The sequence below is a fragment of the Bacillus cereus group sp. MYBK139-1 genome (genome assembly GCF_051916915.1).
GTDB classification, from domain to species: Bacteria; Bacillota; Bacilli; order Bacillales; family Bacillaceae_G; genus Bacillus_A; species Bacillus_A pacificus.
Genome location: NZ_JBQAHO010000002.1, coordinates 860,474 through 884,151, shown reverse-complemented (window position 1 = coordinate 884,151; position 23,678 = coordinate 860,474). Strand labels below are relative to the sequence as shown.

Sequence of the window (23,678 nt, the reverse complement as noted above, 5' to 3'; positions counted from 1 at the left end):
ATACTGAAATGAACGTTTTTTGGGACAAAGGGGGATTTACTTACATGTATGAAAAATGGAAAACGGCTTTCCTTACCATATCAACACTTTTTTTAACCTTTTCTCTTGTACTCCACCCCCAAGCTGCTTTACAAGCTTCCATTCGAGGGTTAAATATATGGTGGGAAGTTGTATTCCCTTCACTTTTACCGTTTTTCATCATTGCCGAACTTCTCATTAGTATTGGTGTTGTAAAATTTATAGGCGTTATATTAGAACCACTTATGCGACCACTTTTCCGCGTTCCAGGAATAGGCGGATTTGTTTGGGCAATGGGAATGGCTTCAGGCTTTCCCGCTGGCGCCAAATTAAGCGCTAGACTGCGCAAAAGCAATCAGCTAACACAAATTGAAGCAGAGCGCCTCGTATCTTTTACAAACTCATCCAATCCACTTTTTATTTTTGGCGCTGTTTCTATCGGTTTTTTCAATAATCCGAAATTAGGAATCGTATTAGCTGCTGCACATTATTTAAGTAATTTTGCTGTCGGGTTACTGATGCGTTTTTACGGCAATAACAACAGTTCCACGCATGATAAACATGTTACTAAAAAACACCCTTTTCAAAACCCTTTTTCAATTCTACACGAGACACGTATGCAAGAAAAAAGACCAATAGGAAAATTACTTGGGGACGCTATCGTTTCTTCTATTCAAACGCTACTTATGATTGGTGGATTTATTATTTTATTCTCTGTTTTAAATAAAATGATTACTGTATTTCATATTACAGCAGCCCTTTCTTTTATTATGCAACATATTTTATCATTCTTCCAACTAACTACCGAATTTAGTATCCCGATATTATCTGGCATGTTTGAAATGACACTTGGAAGCCAAATGATTAGTCAAATAACTGAAACACCCCTCCTGCAGCAAGCTATGGTAACAAGCTTTATTTTAGCATTTAGCGGCCTTTCTATTCAGGCACAAGTCGCTAGCATATTAGCTGAAACAGACATTAGATTTAAGCCCTATTTTTTCGCACGAATTATCCAAAGTATTCTTGCTCCTATTTTTACTTTTATATTTTGGAAACCATTTTATGAAAAAGTAAGCTCTTTTTCACCTATGCAAAAAGATATCCCCGTCTTTTTATCGAATCATTCTTCTATTCTGCATGAAATTTGGACATCTTTTATACACTACGGACCGATATTTACATTATTTTGTTTATATGTATATGTCATCTTATTATTTTTTCGGAGCAACAAAGAAAAACCCCGTTCACTTTAACGGGGTTTGAAACTTTTCTTTTAAAGCACGTTCTACAACAGGAGGTACAAGATCTACTACACTTCCTCCATATCTCGCAACTTCTTTCACAATGCTCGAGCTTAAAAATGAGTATTGATTGTTTGTCATAATAAAAAAGGTTTCAATGTTTTCATCTAACTTTCGATTCATAGAAGTAATTTGCATCTCATATTCAAAATCAGAAACTGCTCGTAATCCACGTAAAATCGCGTTCGCATTACGCATTTTTGCATACTCAACTAGTAGTCCACTATGTGAATCTACTTTGACATTAGGAATATCCTTTGTTGCTTCTCGAATTAAATCTAAACGCTCTTCCACTGAAAAGAACGGTTTTTTTGACGAGTTGTTTAAAACTACTACGTATACCTCGTCAAATACTTTTGCTCCCCTTTTAATAATATCCAGATGCCCAAGGGTAATTGGATCAAAACTTCCCGAAGAAATAGCTATACTTGTCATTCCGTCCCCTCACCTTCATACTTATAAATCGATATCGCTGTAATACCATAATTTTCAGCTCGCACTTTTACAAGTCTTCCTATAGACTCGGGTAAAACTACATCATTACCATGCTCCGCCATAATTAAACCATCGTTATGTAGCAATCCATGTTGATCCATTACACTAATTAAAGATATAATTTTTTGATCTTTATATGGAGGATCAATTAATATAAGATCAAATGATATTTCACGTTTTATAAGTGCTTTTATCGCACGTTCTGCATCATTCCGATATACTTCAGCTTGTTCCTGTATTCTACAACTTTCTAAATTTTGATGGATTACCTTTATCGCTTTATTGTCTCGATCAACAAAAATCGCTTTATCAATCCCTCTACTTATAGCTTCGATTCCAAGACCACCGCTACCACCAAATAAATCAAGAGCGACACCCCCATCAAAATAAGGGCCTATCATATTAAAAATGGATTCTTTTACTTTATCAGTCGTTGGACGTGTTGTATTACCTGGCACCGCTTTAAGCGGGTGTCCCTTACATTTTCCTGAAACTACTCTCATCTGTTGTCACTACCTTTATTTCAATCTATCGAGCAATTATAGAAAGCCCTTCTTCATTCGGTAACCGCTACCAAACTTTACGATTCCATTCATCTTCCAACGAAGACTAGAAGAACTTAACTTAAAATAACCGCTCTGCATTTTTATGTATTCATCTCACCATTCGCTAACACGAACTATTCGTTTCACTTTACCCCGCGTTAACGGGCAGTAAAAGCCCGATTGGTGCGGGCTAATAATCAGTGGGAAATGCCCCCACTGATTAAAGTTTCACTTTATCTTTTTTATCCTATCATAAAATAAAAAAAAGAAAAATAAAAAGCCCAACATAAAATTTAATTTCATCATGTATATCTTCATTTAGATTGGACATAAATAACTATAACAACATCACCTTCGATGTTGTTGCCAACCGCGGAGAAGACTTACGTTTCCCCATAAGTTCTTCCTCCGGTTTCTCCTCTCCCTTTGCCTTCTTACTAGTACATGCTAGTATAAGAAGGGCCCTGCTTTGCAGGGTTTTTTTTCTTTGTCTACTTTTCATTTAAAAAGTGAGATGGTACAGTAAAAGAAAGAGGAGGAAAAGATATGATTCAACGTTTTATAGAACTCGGAGAGGGCTACTCTGATTTATATGAATTACTTGAAATTGCCAAAGCAAATCAAGAACGTATAACACATATGTTACAATTTGAAACAATTAAAAATGAAAAAAAAGTGTGCTCACTTGTTGTAATATTAAAACCAACTACTACTGGTGATTTCCAACCATTATACATATGTCGTGAAGGCATTCCTGTACTTGAAAATAAAAAAAGTAAACGCGTCATTTTATTTGAAGAAACGGCAGAACAACTTGGAAAAAAAGTGACTACCTTTACGGTAAAACCATCCACAACTTTCCCAGAAAAAGAACTGTTTTTCAATCATTTAATTGGTATTTTACGAATGAATAATTTTATTCCTCCAATGAAATAATGTGTTATTTCAAATGAAAAATCCCCTGCTAAAATTAGCAGGGGATTTTTTCTATTAGCTATAATCGTATTCTTTTGCCCGATCAGGACGTGAATTTTCAAATTCCGTTTTTAAATACGGGCGGTACGACTGTTCTATCTTTTTCACAAAAGGAAGTTTGTTCAACTTTTGCATCATATGCTCAATTTGTTCCATATCACAATATACTACTGCATATTTTAAACGTTTTGATATGTAATGTATGTTACCATATTTTCTTAAAATCTTGGCATGTTTCAATGAATGTAAATAAACAATCATACTTTGTCGTTGCCCGAACATAATCTTCTCCATCTTCTCCTTTTAAAAACATATATTTTATATTTTATGAAAACCAATCAGAAATTTATGACATTACAGGACAAACTCTGTATACGTTTTCTTCTATCTTCTAAAAAACGGGGTGATTTACCCCGTTTTTTTACAACCGCAACCTCCGCCGGTACCACAACCGCCACCACAGCCACCAGCATCAAAAAATGGATTTCCTGTTGGAACTTTGATGGAAGAGGACACCTCAGAACCGATTGCTACACTCACTTCATCTAACAACTTTTGTAAAGCCGTTTCTACTCGTTTAAAAGCTGCAATCTTATCATGTAAGTCTACAGAACGCTTCAATTCCCTCATTTTCGTCGAAACGAAAGTATAGTCAGGATGATATTTACCGAAACGTTGCACTTCCTCATATCGTTCTTTCATCGCTGTAAATTGCTGAATTAACGTCTGAACTTCCATATCTTCATGCAAGTCTTTATAACATTTACGGTAATCTTCTGCTATATCTGAACAGATGATCGCTTTTGCAAGCTGCTCTGCCTTATCTAATATTAATACGCTTTCTAGCGTCGCTACAATCATGAGAGACACCTCCGAGTATTTATCATACCACATTTAGAATAGAACTACTAATTGAAGTGTCTCACTAAACAGAAAGATATCATTCTAACTATTTTTTAATAATTTCAGTACGCATTTATACATTAATATGTTCCGCAATGTTGTATTTAAGAACATCCCACTTCCCACTATTTTCATTCACATAACTAATACATGCGTTTTTTAACGGTGTCTTAAACGAAATATCTTCCGGAGCAATTGCATGTAAAATTGCTTTTATCGCATGTGAATGGGCTACAATAATAATACGTTTGCCAGAATGAGTTTCTGCAACGTCTTTTACCGCAGCAAAACAACGAGCTACAATTTCTTCATCTTGCTCCATACCTTCTACTTTACCTTCTGCAATTAATTCCCTAACAGTCGCAACTGGCTTCCCAGAAGCTTCACCAAAATTACGTTCAACAAATCGCTCATCTAATAAAATTGATTGTAATCCAGTTGCCTCTGCAATTTCCTTAGCTGTTTCTTGCGCTCTAATTAATGGGCTACTTATAATTATATCCCATGCCTCCGCTTTCAAAGCAGCTGCACTTTGACTTGCTTGCTTCTTCCCCACTTCATTAAGCGGAATATCTTCACGTCCCTGAATAATCTCTTGAAAATTCCAATCAGTTTGTCCATGTCGTACTAAACAAATTTCCGTCATGCTCATGCTGCAACTCCTTTTTAAATAATCCGCTTCTATTGTATCAAAAGTTCTGCATGACGGACATAGTTTTCCCTTCCAATTATGTTGCATTTTGCTGCTTCATATACTGAAACATATCAATCATAATGGAAGCAACTGCCAATTGATTTTGGAATTTCTCAACTTTATCTGGTATCGTTTTTTTGAAATGTTGCATAGCTGCTAACTCAAATGCCTCTTTTTCTTCAGGGTTTCGCGTTAGTTTTCTATACCAGTAAGGTTGCTCCCTAATATAGCGAGATAAATCCTCATCAGCCTTTATAAACTCCATAATTTCTGCTCTCATCCGCTTTCCTCCTAATCCTTCTGAAAGAAAAATGGATTATTTTCGGAAGTACTCTCTTCTTGCTGCGTGCGTTTTCCTTGAAATTGTTGAAAAACTTGTTGCACACTACCAATAGCACTCGTCACATTGGCTAAATGATGTTGCATTTGTTCCACGTCTAACTTTTTAAAAAAAGAAAGCATTTGTCCCATCACATCAGCAGTTTTTTCCTCTTCAGTTCGAGTATCCTTTTCTTTTCCTTTTTCTTTTTTCTTTTCTTTTACCGAAGAAAAAGCAGGCGCTCCATCCGGTCTAAAAGTTGCCCATATTGGATCTTCTTCACCAAGTAAGTACCATTCCTCATAAAACTGTTGCCAAGTTTTATGACCACTTCGAACTTCATGAACCATTTTAGGGTGATGGTTTACAAACTCTTTAAACTGTTGAACCGATGGATGTAACGGTCCTTTTGTTGTCGGCATAATCCTCACCTCTTCATGTATATCTACTATATAATAAGAAAAAAAAGGCGCATGGTTCGCCTATTTTTAGACGATTCATGCACCTTTTTATCCTACTATTTGCATAGGGGAAGATTCCCATCCACAATTTACAGTTTCATTTTATTTCCGAATAAAATTTTGTGTATAAAACTTATCGTATACGCCAACACCTAATCCTGTAAATTGTTCATTCAATAAATTCTTTCGATGTCCCTCACTGTTTAACCAACCTTGCAATGCAGCAACTCCATCACTATGTTGAGCCGCTATGTTCTCACCGGCAAGTTGAAATCCTACTTTCCCGCGTTGTAAACGATCTCCTAACGTACCTAACGTAGGTGAATCGTGTGAAAAGTAATTATTATCCTTCATATCTTTACTATGACCGATTGCCACTTCTGCCGTTTGTTGGTCCCACGCTAACAACGGTAAATTATGACGACTTCGAATAATATTTGTTAAATCAAAAATTTGTTGCATATTCCCATTCTCTATTTGTTTCATTTTATCTGGAGTTAATGGTTGTTCTGCCAGTAATTCACCTGAATAAACGAGCTGATACGGTCTTTGACGTAATAACGTTTCGTCATCCATATAACGAACACCAACAAGCTCATGCGTAAAATGATCAAAATATAATTGTGCCCAGCCATCTTCTACTGGTATTAATGGTTGCTCCATCACTTCAGTATCAGATAACTCAAATTGATAACTACTCTTCCCTCTTTTTAATGAAATCTCATGCGAGAGTGGATTCTTTTTATACACATCTTCATACTTTTCATTTATATAATAAGGTGGCACCTTAACTTGCTCACCAGCAACATACGCCGTTACAACTTTACGCTCAGCAACCCCAAATTGAACATACTGAGATAAATCTTGATTGTATACCCACCATTCATATCCGTAAGCAGATGGCTCTATTCGAGAAGGTTCGCCCCATTTTGCTAATAAAATTTCAGAGTCCCCACCAATCATATTTAAAACCGTATCGGAAGAGTCTTCATTTACTTGTTTTTTCTTTTTCACAATTTTATTTTCTTGCTTTGATTGAGATGGGGTTAATATATATTGTGAAACGAGTAATTTCCCGTATAAATCAACAGCTAAAATTAAAATTGTAATCATTACGATACGCAATAATTTCTTCAATCGATATACCTCCTGCACAAAACATAAAATTGAGATATACACAAATCCTTTTCTTTCCTTTTTTTGTGTGTACCGTACTCTTTTCACTATATCATATTTTCGCAAAAAAAGTCTGGATTATCCCTTTTCTCTCAATATGAATTGCACTTTCTTATTATTCATACTATTATAAAAATAATGATGTAACATTAAAAAAGGAGGTATTTTATGCAATTTACAAATACAAAATTTAATGGAGCCGTCGTTGATTTAACACTATTAACAGAGATTATGGAAAAGAACCATTTTGTACTTGCTGGACAGTGGGATTATGAACGAGTTACATACGATTATAAATTCGAAATATTAAACGATGTTTATTATTTACGTGTACAAGGTTTAGCTGTTGAAGGTGACATTGGTAGTAGACACGCTGAAATAAAGCTACTTCCTCCTTTATTAGGTAAACACTATTATCCTCACGGCGTTGAATATGGTGATGGTGAAATTTTCCCAACGAATGTACTTCAAAAAAGCGAACAACTCCTACAAAATGTCGAAAAAGAGTTAAAAGAATTCCAAATCATTGAGTAAATAGAACAAGCGCATCATATTGATGCGCTTGTTCTATTTATCTTACTTAAGAATGAATCGTCTTTTTGACTGGATACCCATAAATAGTTCCATCCTTTACTTTAATCTCATCTTCCCAAGGAACCTTATATTTACCTTCAGCTAAATCTTTTACAAACGTATATGGGTTTTCTTTCACCCCACCAGGAGTCGCTACATATCCCCTTGAACCTAAATTATATATATTATTTTCGAGACCCCATCCTAATCTAGCTTGATCTGCTAGCTCTGGATATACTTCAGCAGTAACAATCTCCCAAGGATTTCGGTGTCCCTGCACTAAAGTAGTCCCATCAAAATTACATACTTGTCCTTCACCAAAATAATAAAATACACCATCATAACCGGCTAAGTTCACCGACAATGTATACATTAAATTTTGCCATGCATTCGAACGATTAGTTAACATCCATTGTTCACTAACTTGTGTGCTATATCCAGAAATACGAATCAAGACATTTGCGCCTTTATAAGCTGCTTCACGAGCTACTTCAGGAAACATACCATCATGACAAATACAAACAGCTAATTTACTTCCTCCAGGTCCATCACAAACAGGTAAACCTAAATCTCCAGCCTTCCAAGGTTCAACTGGCACCCAAGGATTTAGCTTACGATACTTCAAAATCATTTCACCTTGTGGATCAATAATTATTGCTGTATTATACGGTTCTCCACCATCAGGATTTCTTTCCATTATAGAAAAAACACCATATACTTCAGACTCTTTACATGCCTCAGCAAACAAGTCTGTTTCTGGCCCAGGGACTGTACATAAAAACTCTTCTGTAGTCCATTTTTTTGTATTAAGCCCTTGCGTACTATATTCTGGAAATACTATTAATTCCAATCCAGGATACCCTGCTTTAGTTGAATGAATTGTTTTTATGATCTGTTTAATTTGTTTATCAATGTCTGCACGTGACTCTACTACCGGTACTGGATATTGTATTAATGCTGTTAAAAAACCACTAATTGGCTTTACCATACTTCCACTACTACCCATTTAAATTCCCCCTTAAAATAGTCCTTGTTTTATTAAAGATAACAATATAAATTTGTAACTCTCTAAAAAACTTGTACTACACATGGAATTATTATGCATTAAAGCTAGTAGTAAATCTTATATCCACTTTTAGTACATGCCTACACTAACTTAACATAAATAATCAGAAAATTCAATCTATAAAAGTTTAGTAAAACTAAAAAAGTGTATGGAAACCCATACACTTTTTACTTCGTTTGTAAATATGGCGGTAATTGTTGCAACTGTTCTTTATCTTTTTCACGCTCTCTACGCGCCCATCGAAAGAACACATAACCAATAATCGTACCGTACACTATTTCCTGGACAATTTTCATAATGATGCCACCTGTTTGTTGATCTTGCACGACGGGCATCCAGTGTAAAAATTCTGGTCCAGTTATATTTAAATCAGATAAAGTTCCCGCTGGTACACATAATTCCATCGCCTTCATCCAAGCAGCCGGATCCGTATACGTTGCAAATAATGGTGCCGTCGCAAAAATGATTAACGCGCAAGCTGGCGTTAATAATATACCATTAGCAAACATATAACCAAGTTTCTTTATATCACTCAACGTTTGATATTCTGGTAATGGATTTAGCATCGGCCACCACATCATGATTGCCGTAAAGAACAATATAGCGAGACAAATAGGATGAGCAATTTGACTTTGTTTTACTGTATCAAAAACAACTGGTAAATGATAAAAAGAAAACAGGCCATTAAATACAAACAATGCAATAAGTGGCTTAGCAAATATCTTCAATATAATTTGAACGAACTTAAAAGAAGTAATATAGCGATATAACCAAACTGGTATACCAAGCAACAATAACGGCGGAACGGCAATATACATAACTGCCATTTCAAACATATGTGCACTAAATATAATATGACCAATTAAATCAATAGGCCCTCCCTTTACAAAATACAAAAGAACAATTCCAGTCGTAAAATAAAAAACTTGCTTCTTACTTACCTTTGTCGCATGTTCAAATCGCATTCTATATGGCCCAATAATTAAAAAGTACCCAATAAGGATTGAAATCATAAATAGTAAAAAGATTGGACTCCATAGCGCTTGAAAACCAAATATCCACAAGTTACTCATTTTCACACCTACCTTCTTAAGGTTATCCGTTCACATAACATGAAGAGGGAGCTGTGTCAACACAAGCTCCCTTATTCTTCACTTTTCAAATCCACACAATTGTCATAAAAGCTAAAATTGTAATTAATCCGATCAACAGACCAGAATAAAGAAAGAAACTTGCCGCTTCATGTCCTTTATGACTCATATGCATAAAATAATACAATTGAAAAATTACTTGTACCACCGCTAATAGTAAAATAAATGGTACTGAAAAAGTCGGACTAAAAGTTTTCGGATATGCTACTGCTACAAATGCAACTAATGTTAAAAAAATCATTAATGCAAATGTAATAACTTGATGCTTCATTTCCTCCGCACTTTTTCTTTTCCGATAAACAAGATCAACTTTAGGATTATTCGTTTGCTTTATCGCCATTGTTTATCCCACCATTCCCATCAAATATACTACAGTGAAAATAAACACCCAAACTACGTCAATAAAGTGCCAATAAATCGATGCAACATAAAACTTCGGTGCATTGTATAAATTTAGACCTCTCTTCGCATTTCTAAAGATTAATGTTAAAATCCAACACAATCCAAACAATACGTGGAGTCCATGTGTACCAACAAGAGCATAAAACGCGGAACCAAATGCGCTACTTCTCATAGTATGCTTAAATTCATGCGTATAATGATAAAACTCATAGATCTCAAATCCTAAAAACCCTAAACCTAGCAGCACTGTTACCAGTAGCCAAAGTTGCATTTTCTTAAAATTAAAGTTTTTCATATGGTACATCGCATATACGCTCGTTAAGCTACTCGTTAATAAAAGCATCGTCATAATGAAAACGAGTGGCATTTGGAACATCTCTTGAGATGTTGGTCCGCCATTTGTAGAATTCTTTAACGCTAAATATGTGCCAAATAAGGAAGCGAACAATACTGTTTCGCCTCCAAGAAATAACCAAAAACCGACAAACTTATTTTTCCCCTCAAGGGTTGCTTTTTCAGGCTCTGCTGGAAATGTTTCATTCGTTAATTTTTCATCTACATGCATTACGCCTTGCCCCCCTTATCTTCTAAATCTTCTTTATGAATATGATATCCATGATCATCAATTACTGAACGTAGGAACATTGTACCAAACGTAATAATTAAACCGATAATTGCTACTAATAACCAAAACTTATCTTTTCCACCCTGCATATACATTGCACCGAATGCCGCTATAAACAATCCTAAAGAAATGATAAATGGTGAAAATGATGGATTTGGCATATGAATATCACCAACTGGTTCCGCCGCTGTCATCTCTTTATTCCCTTCACGTTTTTCAATCCAAAACGGATCTAACCCGCGAACAAATGGTAATTGTTTAAAGTTATATTCTGGTGTAGGTGCTGGCATTGTCCATTCTAATGTACGTCCATCCCATGGATCACGACCAGCCTTTTCTTTTGATACTGTTGTTTTAATTACATTGAATAGAAGAACAATCGTTCCAAGAGCCATAAATACCGCTCCAATAGAACTAATCATATTGCCCATTTCCAACCCTTGACCTTCAAGATATGTGTAGTAACGACGTGGCATACCAATTAATCCTAGGAAATGCTGAATGAAGAACGTTAAATGGAAACCGATAAAGAATAACCAAAATGTTATCTTTCCTAACGTTTCATTCAATACTTTATTAAACATCAGTGGCCAATAATAATGGGCTCCTGCTAGTAAACCAAATACAACACCGCCGACAATTACGTAATGAAAGTGAGCTACTACGAAATAGTTATCATGAAATTGATAATCAGCTGGTGCAGATGCTAGCATAACACCTGTAACTCCTCCCATTACGAATGATGGAATGAAGGCTACTGCCCACATCATCGGTGTCGTAAAACGAATACTTCCGCCCCACATTGTAAAGAGCCAGTTGAATATTTTAATACCAGTCGGAACCGCAATCGCCATTGTTGCAACCGAGAAAATAGCATTTGCAACCGGACCAAGCCCAACGGTAAACATATGATGCGCCCATACCATAAATCCTAAAAATCCAATTAATACTGTCGCAAACACCATCGACGAATAACCAAATAATCGTTTCTTCGAAAACGTCGCGAAGATTTCCGAGAATATTCCGAAAGCTGGGAGTATAAGAATGTATACTTCTGGATGACCGAAAATCCAGAATAAGTGCTCCCATATAATTGTATTCCCGCCCAGTGCTGGATTAAAGAAACTTGTTCCAAATAAGCGGTCTAACATTAAAAGTCCTAATCCTACAGTTAACGGCGGAAAAGCAAATAATATTAATGAAGATGTTACAAATGTCGTCCATGTAAACATCGGCATACGCATATACGTCATCCCTGGCGCACGCATATTAATAATGGTTACAAGGAAGTTAATACCTCCAATTAATGTACCTATACCGGAGATTTGCAAGCCAAGCACATAAAAATCAACACCATGGCCTTTAGAGGCTAAAGCTAAAGATGCATAAGATGTCCATCCTGCATCAGGTGCTCCACCTAAAAACCAACTTAAATTTAAAAATACTCCACCAAAGAAAAATAACCAAAATCCGAGTGAATTCAAAAACGGGAACGCTACATCACGTGCACCAATTTGAAGTGGTACAGCGGCGTTCATAAATGCAAACACGAGTGGCATAGCTGCGAGGAAAATCATTGTTGTACCGTGCATAGTTAATACTTGATTATAAGCATCCCCAACAAGAAAAGCGTTGTTAGGAATCGCTAATTGAAGGCGAATAAATAGAGCTTCTATTCCGCCTATTATAAAAAACAATCCACCTGCAATTAAATAGAGAATGGCAATCTTTTTATGGTCTACTGTCGTTAAATAATCCCATATGACAGCACCCATCCCCTGTTTTTTTGCTACAGAACTCACGTTTTCAACCTCCCCTTCGCGAATAATCCCTCTTTACTTTTCAACTTTCAACGTTTGTAAATATGCATTTAATGCATCAATTTGATCGTCTGTTAAGTTGCCATATTTACCAGTCATTTTATTTCCTGGTTTCATATTTTCAGGATCTTTCAGCCATTTTTTTAAGTTTTCTTCATTGTTTTCAGCAATGCCGGCAACTGTATCGCGATCCGCAAAGTTTGCTAAGTTTGGTGCGATACGAGCGGAAGGTGGTCTACTATCATTAGATCCAACTGCGTGACAACCAATACAGCTTTTATTAAATATTTCTTGGCCTTCTTGCGCCTTTGTTGAAGCTACTTCTTTCTTCCCATCAATTTTCTTCATATCAGCAAGCCACTTTTTGTACTCGCTTTCATCTAAAGCTTTCACTTTGAATTGCATTAAAGAATGTGATGGGCCGCAAAATTCTGTACAAAAACCATTATAAGTGCCCGATTTATCTGCCTTTAACCACATTTTGTTCACATTATCTGTATTTGTATCCATTTTCCCAGCTAAAGATGGAACCCAAAACGAATGTTTAATATCGGCACCCTTCAAATTCAAATACACTTTCTTACCTGTGGGGATGACTAAATCTTGAGAAGTTACTATCTTTTCTGATTTATAAGAAAATTCCCACCAATAAAGATTCGCTGTTACATCAACAACGATAGTATCTTTATCAATATTCTTTTTCTCCATCGCACTTACATCAGCAAGTTTGAATGTATATGTAACCGTCGGAACAGCTAAGATTAGCAAAAGAATAATCGGAATAACTGTCCATATAATTTCTAGTTTGTGATTCCCTTCAACTTGCTCCGGAATATAATCTTCCTGACCTTTCTTTTGTCGGAAACGCACAATTACATATAAGAAAATAATAGTAACTACTAGTACTACTCCTACCATGATCGCACTTGCTAGTAAGAGCAGATCATATTGCATTTTTGCTACCTCTCCTTGCGGAATTAAAGTAGATTGAAAGGCTTTACCGCATCCCCCTAACAGTAAAGCCAGCAGTGAAACGAACGAAAGCAGTCGCCACTGTTTCTTCATACAAACAACCCCCACTTTCCTTGTGAATTAGATTGTACTTTATAGTTAAGTAAAGTAAATCTCAACGTAAAGAAATCCAATTATGTCGTTGTCTTAGAAGAATGTAACTACAATCATTGATACAAATAAGATTGTTAAATAATTTAGGGAATAAACAAACATTTGCACAGACCATTTGATGTCATCTTTCTTACGGAAGCCATAAAAACCTAAAACGATCCATCCGATGTTAAGCAGTGTTGCAATTACCATAAATGTTATCCCTAGTCCACTCATATAAAATGGTAGTGGTAATAAACATACTGTCCAAATCATAATTTGGCGTTTCGTAATTTCAAATCCATGAACTACAGGAAGCATTGGAATTCCTGCGTTTCGATATTCATCAACACGTTTCATTGCTAATGCAAGGAAATGTGGGATTTGCCAAATAAACATAATTAAAAATAACATCCAAGCAATTGGATGGCCTAAAGATGGATCGATTGCTGCCCACCCAATTAAAGGTGGAACTGCACCAGATATACTACCTACAACAGTATTTAGTGTATACTTTCTCTTTGTCCATAAACTATATAGAACAACATATGTGAAAGCACCAATAAATCCCATTAAGACTGCCATTGGTGTTGTTAATAATAAAAATACAAAACCAAGAAGTAATATAACTAGTCCAAATGTAAGTGCAAATCCTGGTTTATACTTTCCAGTAACCGTTGGACGGGTCTTTGTTCTTTCCATTAATGGATCGATGTCTCGATCAATGTAGTTGTTTAAACAACATACCCCTGCCATAACTAATCCAGAACCAACGATTGTAAAGAATAACTTATCCAGATTGTCCATTACACTTAATCCATTAAAGTGTAATGCCAACCAAAATCCTGTAAATACAGTAAGTGTATTTGAGTTTACAATCCCCATTTTAACGAGCGCTTTTAAATCTTGTAACCGAGTTGTTTCCGGTACGCTTGTAACAGCAGACTCATCATGCAGCTCACTTGTTGCATGGTTCATCACTTTAACCCCCTCTTAAAACTTTCATCTTTCTTTTTGCGCCTATTTCAAATTGAAATATTTCGCTTCTATATAGCAATATTATTACAGTAGAAACATTGTTAACCCATTCTACTACTAATCTACGCCCATACTCCAATATATTAAATCATATTTCCCGAACATTTTGTGAAGAAAACATGAACTTTTTGTGTCGAACATAAAAAACTTAATTGTTACTTATCCATATCATAACATGATGTTACCTTCTATAATAAACTTTTTTGTCATATTTAACACGTATTCTCCCCATTTCTTTTCAAAATAGCCTATTTTTCACCTAAAAATTTCCTTATAAACCTTATTTCCACACCCGTTTTCTCTTCCCTGTCTTCCCCCTCCATTTCTTTGCTATTTTATTATTTTTTATATATCATAGGAACTAGCGCGTTTTATTCTATACATAATGGAATGAAAATATTTCGCAATAACTTCATAGCAGAAAGATGGTGAAAGAGATTGCAACGCTTTATTAAATGGTTAGCAGTCATTACGAGTCTTGATTTATTAATAGTTTTATTAGGAGGCGCCTTAGTTACAAAAACAGGCTCTGGCCAAGGGTGCGGTAAATCATGGCCACTTTGTAACGGCGAATTTGTTCCATCTAATTTATCAATGGAAACTATTATTGAACTAAGTCATCGCCTTACATCAGGATCAGCAGGAATTCTTGTCACTCTCCTTTGTATTTTGTCCTGGAAATATTATAAACATGTGCGCGAAACAAAAACGTTAGCAATTTTATCCTTCGTATTTTTAGTTGCACAAGCATTAATGGGAGCCGCAGCGGTTGTTTGGGGGCAAATGCCAGCTGTACTTGCTATCCATTTCGGTATTTCCTTAATTTCATTTGCTTCTGTCATTTTATTAACGTGTCTTATCTTTGAAATTGACCAAAAATTTGATGCACGTTCACTTATTATGGATAAAAAAATGAAATTTCATATTTATGGTGTAACAATTTACAGTTATATTGTCGTCTACACAGGGGCTTTAGTACGTCACGAACGAGCTAGCTTAGCCTGTCCAGACTTTCCTTTATGTAGCAAAAATAGACCTATGCCAACTCAATTACATGAATGGGTTCAAATGGGACATAGAGTTGCAGCGATGTTAATTTTCGCTTGGATACTATACGCGATGATTCTCGCTATCCGCCATTACAAACAGCAGCCTGTCGTATACTGGGGATGGATCATCTCATTTATCCTTGTTACACTTCAAGCTATCGTAGGAATTTTAGTCGTATTTACAAATGCTAGTTTATCAATGGCATTATTACATTCACTATTCATTTCTTGCTTGTTTGCTGTACTATGCTATTTAGTTATGTTAGGTACAAGAAGTAAAGTGAATGCAAAAGAAGCTGCATCAACTTCTAAACAAACAAAATAAATGAAAATACCTTGCCGAATTGGCAAGGTATTTTTTCTTAATAAAAAAGAGCTGTGTTTCCACAACTCTTTTTTATTTTAGTGATCTAATTCAATGAGTAAGTCACCCGTTTGAATTGCATCTCCATCGTTAACATATACTTTTTTCACTTTACCATTGAACGGCGCTTGAACTGTCGTTTCCATTTTCATCGCTTCTGTAATTGCCATAGAATCGCCTTTTTTCACTTCATCGCCTTCTTTTACAACTACTTTAATAACCGTTCCTGGCATTGTTGCGCTAATGTGGTTTGGATTTTCACGGTTTCCTTTCACACGTTGTGCAACTGTTGCTTTCACACTTTCGTCTTTCACAACAATCTCACGTGGTTGACCGTTAAACTCCAAGTAAAGAACACGATTCCCATCTGGCTGAGGCTCTCCAATTGATACTAGTTTAACCATCAATGTTTTACCTTGTTCAATTTCCACATTGATTTCTTCACCAAGTCTCATACCATAGAAGAATGTCGGTGTATCAAGCACAGATACATTTCCATAAATCTCAGCAACTTTTTCGTAATCCATAAATACTTTTGGATATAATGCATATGCAACTACATCAAACATCGTCACTTCGCGTCCAAGTTTATGGAATAGCTCTTCTTTTAACGCGTCGAAATCTACTGGTTCTAATAATTCACCTGGTCTTACTGTTAATGGTTCTTTCCCTTTTAAAATAATTTCTTGTAACTTTTTCGGGAAACCACCATATGGTTGTCCTAAATCTCCAGAGAACATTTCAACAACAGATCCTGGGAAGTCCATAGAATGTCCACGCTCTAAAACATCTTGTTCTGTTAAGTGATTTTGAACCATGAATAATGCCATATCACCGACAACTTTAGATGATGGTGTTACTTTAACAATATCACCAAACATGTCATTCACACGGCGGTACATTACTTTCACTTCATCGAAACGATCGCCTAAGCCAACCGCTTTCGCTTGTTGTTGTAAATTACTATACTGTCCGCCTGGCATTTCGTGCATATATACCTCTGTATGAGGAGCATTCATACCACTTTCAAACGGTGCGTAGTATTTACGTACATCTTCCCAGTAATGAGATAATTTTTCTAATGAATCTATATTAACATCTGGCTGTCTTTCGTTTCCACCTAACGCATAGTATAGCGTGTTCGCACTTGGTTGTGACGTTTGACCAGCCATAGAACTTACTGCTACATCGACAATGTCAACACCTGCTTCAATTGCTTTCGTATACGTTAATATACCATTTCCACTCGTATCGTGTGTGTGCAGGTGAATCGGAATCGATACCGTCTCTTTTAATGCTGAAACTAAATCATATGCTGCATTTGGTTTTAGTAAGCCCGCCATATCTTTAATACCTAAAATGTGAGCTCCTGATGCTTCTAATTCTTTTGCTAAATTTTTATAGTAATTTAAATCATATTTACTACGTAACGGATCATGGATATCCCCTGTGTAACACATAGTTGCTTCTGCAATTTTACCAGTATCTCGTACAGCATCAATCGCAACTCTCATACCTTCTACCCAGTTTAAGCTATCAAAAATACGGAACACATCAATTCCAGCTTGAGCAGAACACTCCACAAACTTTTGAATTAAATTATCCGGATAGTTTTTGTAACCAACCGCGTTTGAAGAACGAAGTAACATTTGGAATAAAACATTTGGCATTTTTTCACGAAGATCTAGTAATCGTTCCCACGGATCTTCTTTTAAGAAACGATATGCAACATCAAACGTTGCACCGCCCCACATTTCTGCTGAGAATAAGTTCGGTAACATTCTCGCTGTCGGCTCTGCAATTTGGTGTAAATCTTTTGTACGAATACGCGTTGCAAGTAATGACTGATGCGCATCACGGAATGTTGTATCCGTTAAAAGTACACGTTTTTGATCTTGTACCCATTTTACTAATCCGTCTGCTCCACGCTCATCCAAAATTTGTTTCGTTCCATTTTGGATTGGCTCTGAGTGTAATACATTTGGTATACGAGCATCTGGGAAAATTGGTTTCTCTTTTTTCCCTACTCCTGGGAAGCCATTTACTGTTACTGTCCCGATATAATTTAACATTTTCGTTCCGCGGTCTTTACGTTTGGGGAACAAGAATAGTTCCGGTGACGCATCAATAAATGAAGTGTCATATTCCCCTGATAAGAAGTTTTTATGTTTTACTACATTCTCTAGGAATGGAATATTAGTTTTAATACCACGAATACGGAATTCTTTTAAGTTACGTTCCATTTTTGCAGCAGCTTGTTCAAAAGTAAGCGCCCATGTTGTAACTTTTACAAGTAAAGAATCATAGTACGGTGTAATAACAGCACCTTGGAAACTATTACCTGTATCAAGACGAACCCCAAAGCCACCACCTGATCGATACGCCATAATTTTTCCTGTATCCGGCATGAAATTATTTAGTGGATCCTCAGTCGTTACTCGAGATTGTATTGCAAATCCATGTACAACAACTTCCTCTTGCTTTGGAACACCTACCATTTTGCTATGTAATGCATGTCCATCAGCTATTAAAATTTGTGATTGAACGATATCGACTCCTGTAATCATTTCTGTAATTGTATGTTCTACTTGAACACGCGGATTTACTTCAATGAAATAGAAATTATCATCTTTTACAAGGAATTCAACTGTTCCTGCGTTTAAATAATTTACATTTTTCGTTAATTTCACAGCAGCATCACAAATACGCTGACGCAAATCATCTGAAAGCGACACACTAGGTGCAATTTCTACTACTTTTTGATGACGACGTTGTACAGAACAGTCTCGCTCGTATAAATGAACAACATTGCCCTCTTCATCTGCTAAAATTTGAACTTCTATATGTTTAGGTTTTTCAACGAATTTTTCTACGTATACTTCATCATTACCAAAGGCTGCTTTTGCTTCTGACTTTGCTCGATTATACGATTCTCTTAATTCTTCACTAGTACGTACAATACGCATACCACGACCGCCACCGCCAAGGGAAGCTTTAATAATAATCGGGTAATCATACTTTTCGGCAAATTCTTCGACTTCTTCTAATGAATCTACTGGCCCATCACTACCAGGAATAACTGGAATTTGTGCTAGCTGCGCTTGTGTTCTTGCTTTTACTTTATCTCCAAACATATCTAAATGCTTACTTTTTGGACCGATAAAGATAATCCCTTCTTCTTCACAACGTTTTGCGAATTGAATATTTTCTGACAAGAAACCATATCCAGGGTGAATTGCATCTACATGATTACTTTTCGCAATCTCAATAATGCCCTCAATATCTAGATAAGCATCAATTGGCTTTTTTCCTTCCCCAACTAAATAGGATTCATCGGCTTTATAACGATGATAAGAACCACTATCCTCTTTAGAATAGATTGCAACTGTTTTTAATCCCAGTTCCGAACAAGCTCGAAACACACGAATTGCAATCTCTCCACGGTTAGCTACCAATACTTTTTGAATACGTTGCAGCTTTGTCATGATTTTCCCCCTCTACTTTCCTACCACTCTAGAGATAAAATATATACACACCATAAAGAGCGTGAAGTTCTTCACTTTCTACATTATATTATACTTAGAAAGCTTCACTTTATTTTTATCCATCATACCTTATTTTTTAACAAATGATAAGTTTTCTGAGCAATTTGTCTCACAAAAATAGTATAGCATACCTCTTCCTTATGTAACAACCTAATTGTATATCACTTTCAACTTAATGTGATATACCCTTTAACTAAAAGATAAATTAATACATCATATTTAAAAATACTTAAAAATAAAAAAACACATCGCGCTCTAAAGCACAATGTGTTTTATTTTACAACTACAAGATGTGGTCCGCCTTGTTCTCTTTCTTTAACTGTCTCGTTCTGTTGTTTCTCTTGTCGTTTTACATGACTAGCAATATTGAGTAATATCCCCATCGCGAGTAGATTAGCTAATAAGGAACTCCCGCCATAACTAACAAACGGTAAAGGAACTCCTGTAAGTGGTATCAATCCAGACATACCACCAACATTAACAAATGTTTGGACTCCAAACAAACTTGCAATTCCGATAGCTATTAAACTTCCAAATGGATCTTTACACTTTTGTGCAACTCTAAACGCCCGAATAATTATAAGTAATAAACAGATTAAAATAATAGCCACACCTATAAAACCAAGTTCTTCAGATATAATTGCCATTATAAAATCCGTTTGTGGTTCTGGTAAGTAACCATACTTTTGTACACTATTTCCTAATCCTCTACCATTTAGCCCTCCCGAAGCAATTCCAATAAACGAATTTATTAATTGAAATCCATCCTTTTGTGGATCGCTAAATGGATCAAGAAAAACGGAAAACCGTGCTTTTTGGTACTGACTTAATTTATAACTCCCAAGGAAATACAACGCCGGAGCCCATACTATAGACGTTAACAAGAATCTCTTTATCCACAAATTCACATTAACTCCTGAACAAAGAAACATAATTCCTACTGTTCCCGCAATTAACATATCGGTACCTAAGTCATTTTGCTTTAAAATTAAAAACATGATTAAACCAACACCCAAAAGTACTGGTCCTGATCCTTTAAAAACAGACGTATTCGTTTCTTGCCTTTTCGCAAAGAAATGAGCCAATACGAGAATAACTGTTATCTTAACAAATTCCGCAGGCTGTATTCCAAATATCCATCCATTTGCACCATTTACTGCTTTAGCAAAAAAGGCAGCTGCTGCTAATAACGCTACACTAATTCCATAACTTCCCAATAAAAAGATTCGTTTTCTCCACACTTTATATGGAATAATAGCAAGAATTATTAATACTATTGTCCCAGCAGCTAAAGTAATTAATTGTCTTTTAAAAAAGAAATTTGCTGGTTTATCAAACCTCGAAATCGCAACAATGGAACTAGAACTATATACCATTATAACTCCCAGCACACATAAGATAACAAGAGGAAGTAATAATGAATAATCCATTGATTTCCATACTCTTTTCATTTCATTTCCTCTCTCTGTTTCAATTTAATTATTGTTGTATTCCATATGTACATTGATTCTTCCTGCTTTATTATACAAATAAAAAGCTCAAACTTTTTCAGTTTGAGCCCCCTTATTTGAACCCGTTATTGTTGTTTGTTTGTAAATGCTTCATGAAGTGCAGATAACTCACGTTCAAGCTCTCCTAACATTGCTTTCCCTTGTTCTTCTGAAATAAGACCAAGGCGAACTGCAAAATCGACTTCGCGGGATAGTCCAAACATTTGTGTGTCTAACACTTCTTCATATAATGGACATTGCGGCATTGTAAGATGGTCCATTTGCACCTTAATAAGTCTTAAAATCTTCTCCGCATCCGCTTGTAGAAGGGCTAGTGCCTTTTCCTGATGATTTGATACTGTCTCAGACGCCAAATTGATTCCCTCCGTTTCCGTCCTACTCTCTCCTATCTATTAATATTAGCGATAGTTTTAATAAATTGCAATAGAAACATTTTTTGTGACAATAGTGTCTAATACTATTATACTGAAAAGTGGGAGTATAACACAAATGGGGGAACAACAATGAGCGAAATTTTATTTATTAATGGAAAAGTTCGTTTTCCAATCACTATCGATCCAACCGTTTGGATCTTTGATGATCGAAAAGTAGATTTGACAACTTACTTTGATGAAACGAGAGAAAACACTTCAGAACTAGAAACTTATTTAAAAAACACTTCGGAACATTGGGATCGCGAAATCCGTGATGGTGCTGCTTTCCCGCCGATACAACAAAGTGTAAAGAAATTTAAAAAAGAACAGCTAATTACTGGAACATTCGGTATACCATTTCAACCTTTTCTTGCTAACGCCGAAATTTCAGATGACGCTACGCAAGTCGAGATCGAAACAGTAGATGCTACAATAACGCTTCCATTAGAAACTGTCAAACATGCTATTCTTGGTTTTTCAAAAAAAGGAAAACCATTAAAAGAAGATGGACCTGTTCATTTATATTACAATGATGGATCTAATAGACAAAATCCAATCCGTAACATCCGCAAATTTACAATTATTTAAAGAAAAGGAGTGAGCTTTAGCTCACTCCTTTTTATAATAAATCTGCTGCTAGTTGAGCTAAATTAGATCGCTCCCCTTTTACAAATTTCACATGACCACTAATACGTTGCTCTTTAAATTTCTCTACAACATATGTTAAACCATTATTATACTCATCCAAATACGGATGATCAATTTGCTGAGGATCTCCCATTAATACGATTTTACTTTTTTCTCCTACCCTCGTTAGTATCGTTTTCACTTCATGCTTCGTTAAATTTTGTGCTTCATCAATTATAATGAACTGATCTGGAATACTTCTCCCGCGTATATACGTAAGAGCTTCCACTTCTATCGAACCCATTCCAGCTAAAATAGCATCTAACTCTCCTGGTTTTTTCGTATTAAATAAATACTCTAGATTATCAAAAATCGGTTGCATCCACGGTCTTAACTTTTCTTCTTTTTCTCCCGGTAAATAACCGATATCTTTCCCAACTGGAACAATTGGCCGTGCAACGAGTAGTTTTTTGTATAACCCTAAATCTTCCGTTTGCATGAGGCCCGAAGCTAAAGCTAGTAATGTCTTTCCTGTACCAGCTTTCCCTGTTAGCGTGACTAGTGGAATATCTTCACGAAGCAACAATTCTAATCCCATAATTTGCTGCACATTTCGTGGTCGTATTCCCCATACTTGTTCATTGTGAAAAATAAGTTTTTTTACCTTCTTACCTAAATGATCCACAATACCTAGTGCTGAACTAGATCCACCTAATGCATCTTTCATTACTACAAACTGATTTGGATAAAAAGGATGATTTGCAATTTCGGATAAAGGCAATTCGCCTTTTTCATAAAAATAATCCAATTGTTCTTTTGATATATATCCTTCTAAAAATCCTGAATATATATTTTCCACTTCAATGACCCGATCACTTAAATAATCTTCCGCCTTTAAACCTATTGCATCTGCTTTTACCCTTACGAGCACGTCTTTACTTACTAAAATAACAGACTTCCCGTCCTCTTTTTCTTGTTCTTCTAAAGATAGATTTTTTGCTACAGCTAAAATTCGATTATCATTTGTTTTTTCTACAAAAATATCTTGTAGTTGGACAAACGAACGATGATTTAATTCAATACGAAATGTACCGCCGTTTTCTAGCGGAATACTTTCATGCAGTTTTCCTATTTCACGAAATTTGTCTATTAACTTAGATACATAACGAGCGTTTCGTCCTACTTCATCCATATAACGTTTTTTCGAATCAACCTCTTCTAATACAACTGCTGGAATCACTACTTCATTGGTTTCAAATGAAAAAATAGATAAAGGATCCTGCAAAAGTACATTCGTATCTAACACATAAATTTTATCCAACCTGTTACCCCCTGACTCCACTTTTAAATTTGTAGAACAAGGGTTTCATCCATAAAATATGGACGAACCATTGTTATAATTATATGTAACGTATAAACGAGGTAGAATCGAAATTTATAGCCATTAAACCTTTTATTTATTTTTTATTCATTTCTATTCAATATATTACTTTTAATTAT

At 35.7% G+C, this 23,678-nt stretch carries 24 protein-coding genes; 5 read left to right on the top strand and 19 right to left on the bottom strand.

All coding sequences use genetic code 11. The features are described from left to right. Positions 1-44: 44 nt before the first annotated feature. A complete protein-coding gene (gene ylbJ, locus ACTFRS_RS15870) occupies positions 45-1,274 on the top strand; it encodes a sporulation integral membrane protein YlbJ (RefSeq protein ID WP_016718385.1) in 1,230 nt (409 codons plus the stop codon). Here the strand turns inward: ylbJ and coaD are convergent. Together coaD and rsmD are read right to left on the bottom strand one after the other, a co-directional pair. Continuing rightward, on the bottom strand, positions 1,266-1,757 hold the full coding sequence (coaD, locus tag ACTFRS_RS15865; protein WP_000200598.1) for a pantetheine-phosphate adenylyltransferase: 492 nt from the start codon (positions 1,755-1,757) through the stop codon (positions 1,266-1,268). The two genes, ylbJ and coaD, sit on opposite strands and share 9 nt — an antisense overlap. After that, positions 1,754-2,320 (bottom strand): 16S rRNA (guanine(966)-N(2))-methyltransferase RsmD, encoded by a 567-nt coding sequence (gene rsmD / locus ACTFRS_RS15860; RefSeq protein ID WP_061685628.1) that lies wholly within the window; start codon positions 2,318-2,320, stop codon positions 1,754-1,756. Before rsmD ends, coaD begins: the two co-directional genes overlap by 4 nt. A gap of 588 nt (positions 2,321-2,908) precedes the next feature. Between rsmD and ACTFRS_RS15855 the strand changes: the two genes are divergently transcribed. Further along, entirely contained in the window at positions 2,909-3,298 is a 390-nt protein-coding gene (locus tag ACTFRS_RS15855; protein ID WP_000616011.1) for a DUF7147 family protein, read from the top strand. Positions 3,299-3,352: 54 nt separating this feature from the next. Here the strand turns inward: ACTFRS_RS15855 and ACTFRS_RS15850 are convergent, their stop codons facing one another. The 6 genes from ACTFRS_RS15850 to ACTFRS_RS15825 all read right to left on the bottom strand — a co-directional run bounded on the left by ACTFRS_RS15850 (position 3,353) and on the right by ACTFRS_RS15825 (position 6,851). Further along, positions 3,353-3,619 (bottom strand): YlbG family protein, encoded by a 267-nt coding sequence (locus tag ACTFRS_RS15850; protein ID WP_002080814.1) that lies wholly within the window; start codon positions 3,617-3,619, stop codon positions 3,353-3,355. Between the two features lie 126 nt (positions 3,620-3,745). Next, positions 3,746-4,198, bottom strand: a complete 453-nt coding sequence (locus ACTFRS_RS15845; protein WP_000634351.1) for a YlbF family regulator — start codon at positions 4,196-4,198, stop codon at positions 3,746-3,748. 115 nt (positions 4,199-4,313) lie between these two features. Further along, complete coding sequence (locus tag ACTFRS_RS15840) at positions 4,314-4,886, bottom strand: histidine phosphatase family protein (protein WP_139867111.1); 573 nt, start codon at positions 4,884-4,886, stop codon at positions 4,314-4,316. Positions 4,887-4,968: 82 nt separating this feature from the next. Then, complete coding sequence (locus ACTFRS_RS15835) at positions 4,969-5,214, bottom strand: YlbE-like family protein (protein ID WP_001200990.1); 246 nt, start codon at positions 5,212-5,214, stop codon at positions 4,969-4,971. An 11-nt stretch (positions 5,215-5,225) separates the two neighbouring features. Continuing rightward, entirely contained in the window at positions 5,226-5,675 is a 450-nt protein-coding gene (locus tag ACTFRS_RS15830) for a YlbD family protein (protein ID WP_001143334.1), read from the bottom strand. A gap of 141 nt (positions 5,676-5,816) precedes the next feature. Next, entirely contained in the window at positions 5,817-6,851 is a 1,035-nt protein-coding gene (locus ACTFRS_RS15825; RefSeq protein ID WP_242293332.1) for a CAP domain-containing protein, read from the bottom strand. 207 nt (positions 6,852-7,058) lie between these two features. On the opposite strand from ACTFRS_RS15825, the gene ACTFRS_RS15820 reads away from it, so the two are divergent. Beyond that, complete coding sequence (locus ACTFRS_RS15820) at positions 7,059-7,424, top strand: YugN family protein (protein WP_001160939.1); 366 nt, start codon at positions 7,059-7,061, stop codon at positions 7,422-7,424. A gap of 46 nt (positions 7,425-7,470) precedes the next feature. On the opposite strand, the gene ACTFRS_RS15815 is transcribed toward ACTFRS_RS15820, so the two are convergent. From ACTFRS_RS15815 to ctaB, 7 genes are all read right to left on the bottom strand, one after another. Next, on the bottom strand, positions 7,471-8,469 hold the full coding sequence (locus tag ACTFRS_RS15815) for a formamidase (protein ID WP_000535791.1): 999 nt from the start codon (positions 8,467-8,469) through the stop codon (positions 7,471-7,473). A gap of 227 nt (positions 8,470-8,696) precedes the next feature. Next, on the bottom strand, positions 8,697-9,602 hold the full coding sequence (gene ctaG / locus ACTFRS_RS15810) for a cytochrome c oxidase assembly factor CtaG (protein WP_139866899.1): 906 nt from the start codon (positions 9,600-9,602) through the stop codon (positions 8,697-8,699). Between the two features lie 85 nt (positions 9,603-9,687). Then, on the bottom strand, positions 9,688-10,020 hold the full coding sequence (gene ctaF, locus ACTFRS_RS15805; RefSeq protein ID WP_000985703.1) for a cytochrome c oxidase subunit IVB: 333 nt from the start codon (positions 10,018-10,020) through the stop codon (positions 9,688-9,690). Positions 10,021-10,023: 3 nt separating this feature from the next. Then, positions 10,024-10,647 (bottom strand): cytochrome c oxidase subunit III, encoded by a 624-nt coding sequence (ctaE, locus tag ACTFRS_RS15800; protein ID WP_000557861.1) that lies wholly within the window; start codon positions 10,645-10,647, stop codon positions 10,024-10,026. Continuing rightward, on the bottom strand, positions 10,647-12,482 hold the full coding sequence (gene ctaD, locus ACTFRS_RS15795) for a cytochrome c oxidase subunit I (protein ID WP_011040617.1): 1,836 nt from the start codon (positions 12,480-12,482) through the stop codon (positions 10,647-10,649). The genes ctaE and ctaD overlap by 1 nt, the downstream gene beginning before the upstream one ends. Before the next feature lie 60 nt (positions 12,483-12,542). Beyond that, positions 12,543-13,592, bottom strand: coding sequence for a cytochrome c oxidase subunit II (gene coxB / locus ACTFRS_RS15790; RefSeq protein WP_000745271.1), 1,050 nt, complete (start codon positions 13,590-13,592; stop codon positions 12,543-12,545). A gap of 93 nt (positions 13,593-13,685) precedes the next feature. Then, a complete protein-coding gene (ctaB, locus tag ACTFRS_RS15785; RefSeq protein WP_001015058.1) occupies positions 13,686-14,609 on the bottom strand; it encodes a protoheme IX farnesyltransferase in 924 nt (307 codons plus the stop codon). A gap of 498 nt (positions 14,610-15,107) precedes the next feature. On the opposite strand from ctaB, the gene ctaA reads away from it, so the two are divergent. After that, positions 15,108-16,043, top strand: coding sequence for a heme A synthase (ctaA, locus tag ACTFRS_RS15780; RefSeq protein ID WP_001188737.1), 936 nt, complete (start codon positions 15,108-15,110; stop codon positions 16,041-16,043). Positions 16,044-16,120: 77 nt separating this feature from the next. Here ctaA and pyc read toward each other — a convergent pair whose 3' ends face one another. The 3 genes from pyc to ACTFRS_RS15765 all read right to left on the bottom strand — a co-directional run bounded on the left by pyc (position 16,121) and on the right by ACTFRS_RS15765 (position 21,491). Beyond that, the gene (pyc, locus tag ACTFRS_RS15775; protein WP_139866897.1) at positions 16,121-19,567 is read right to left on the bottom strand and encodes a pyruvate carboxylase; all 3,447 of its coding nucleotides are present in this window, start codon (positions 19,565-19,567) and stop codon (positions 16,121-16,123) included. Positions 19,568-19,899: 332 nt separating this feature from the next. Then, entirely contained in the window at positions 19,900-21,078 is a 1,179-nt protein-coding gene (locus tag ACTFRS_RS15770) for an FtsW/RodA/SpoVE family cell cycle protein (RefSeq protein ID WP_087954453.1), read from the bottom strand. Between the two features lie 125 nt (positions 21,079-21,203). Next, complete coding sequence (locus ACTFRS_RS15765) at positions 21,204-21,491, bottom strand: YlaN family protein (protein WP_000135697.1); 288 nt, start codon at positions 21,489-21,491, stop codon at positions 21,204-21,206. A gap of 150 nt (positions 21,492-21,641) precedes the next feature. Here ACTFRS_RS15765 and ACTFRS_RS15760 point away from each other — a divergent pair, with 150 nt between their 5' ends. Next, positions 21,642-22,139, top strand: a complete 498-nt coding sequence (locus ACTFRS_RS15760) for a peptidyl-prolyl cis-trans isomerase (protein WP_139866893.1) — start codon at positions 21,642-21,644, stop codon at positions 22,137-22,139. A gap of 31 nt (positions 22,140-22,170) precedes the next feature. On the opposite strand, the gene ACTFRS_RS15755 is transcribed toward ACTFRS_RS15760, so the two are convergent. After that, positions 22,171-23,499: a PhoH family protein gene (locus ACTFRS_RS15755; protein ID WP_000358083.1), complete on the bottom strand. Its 1,329-nt coding sequence runs from the start codon at positions 23,497-23,499 to the stop codon at positions 22,171-22,173. Positions 23,500-23,678: the final 179 nt, after the last annotated feature.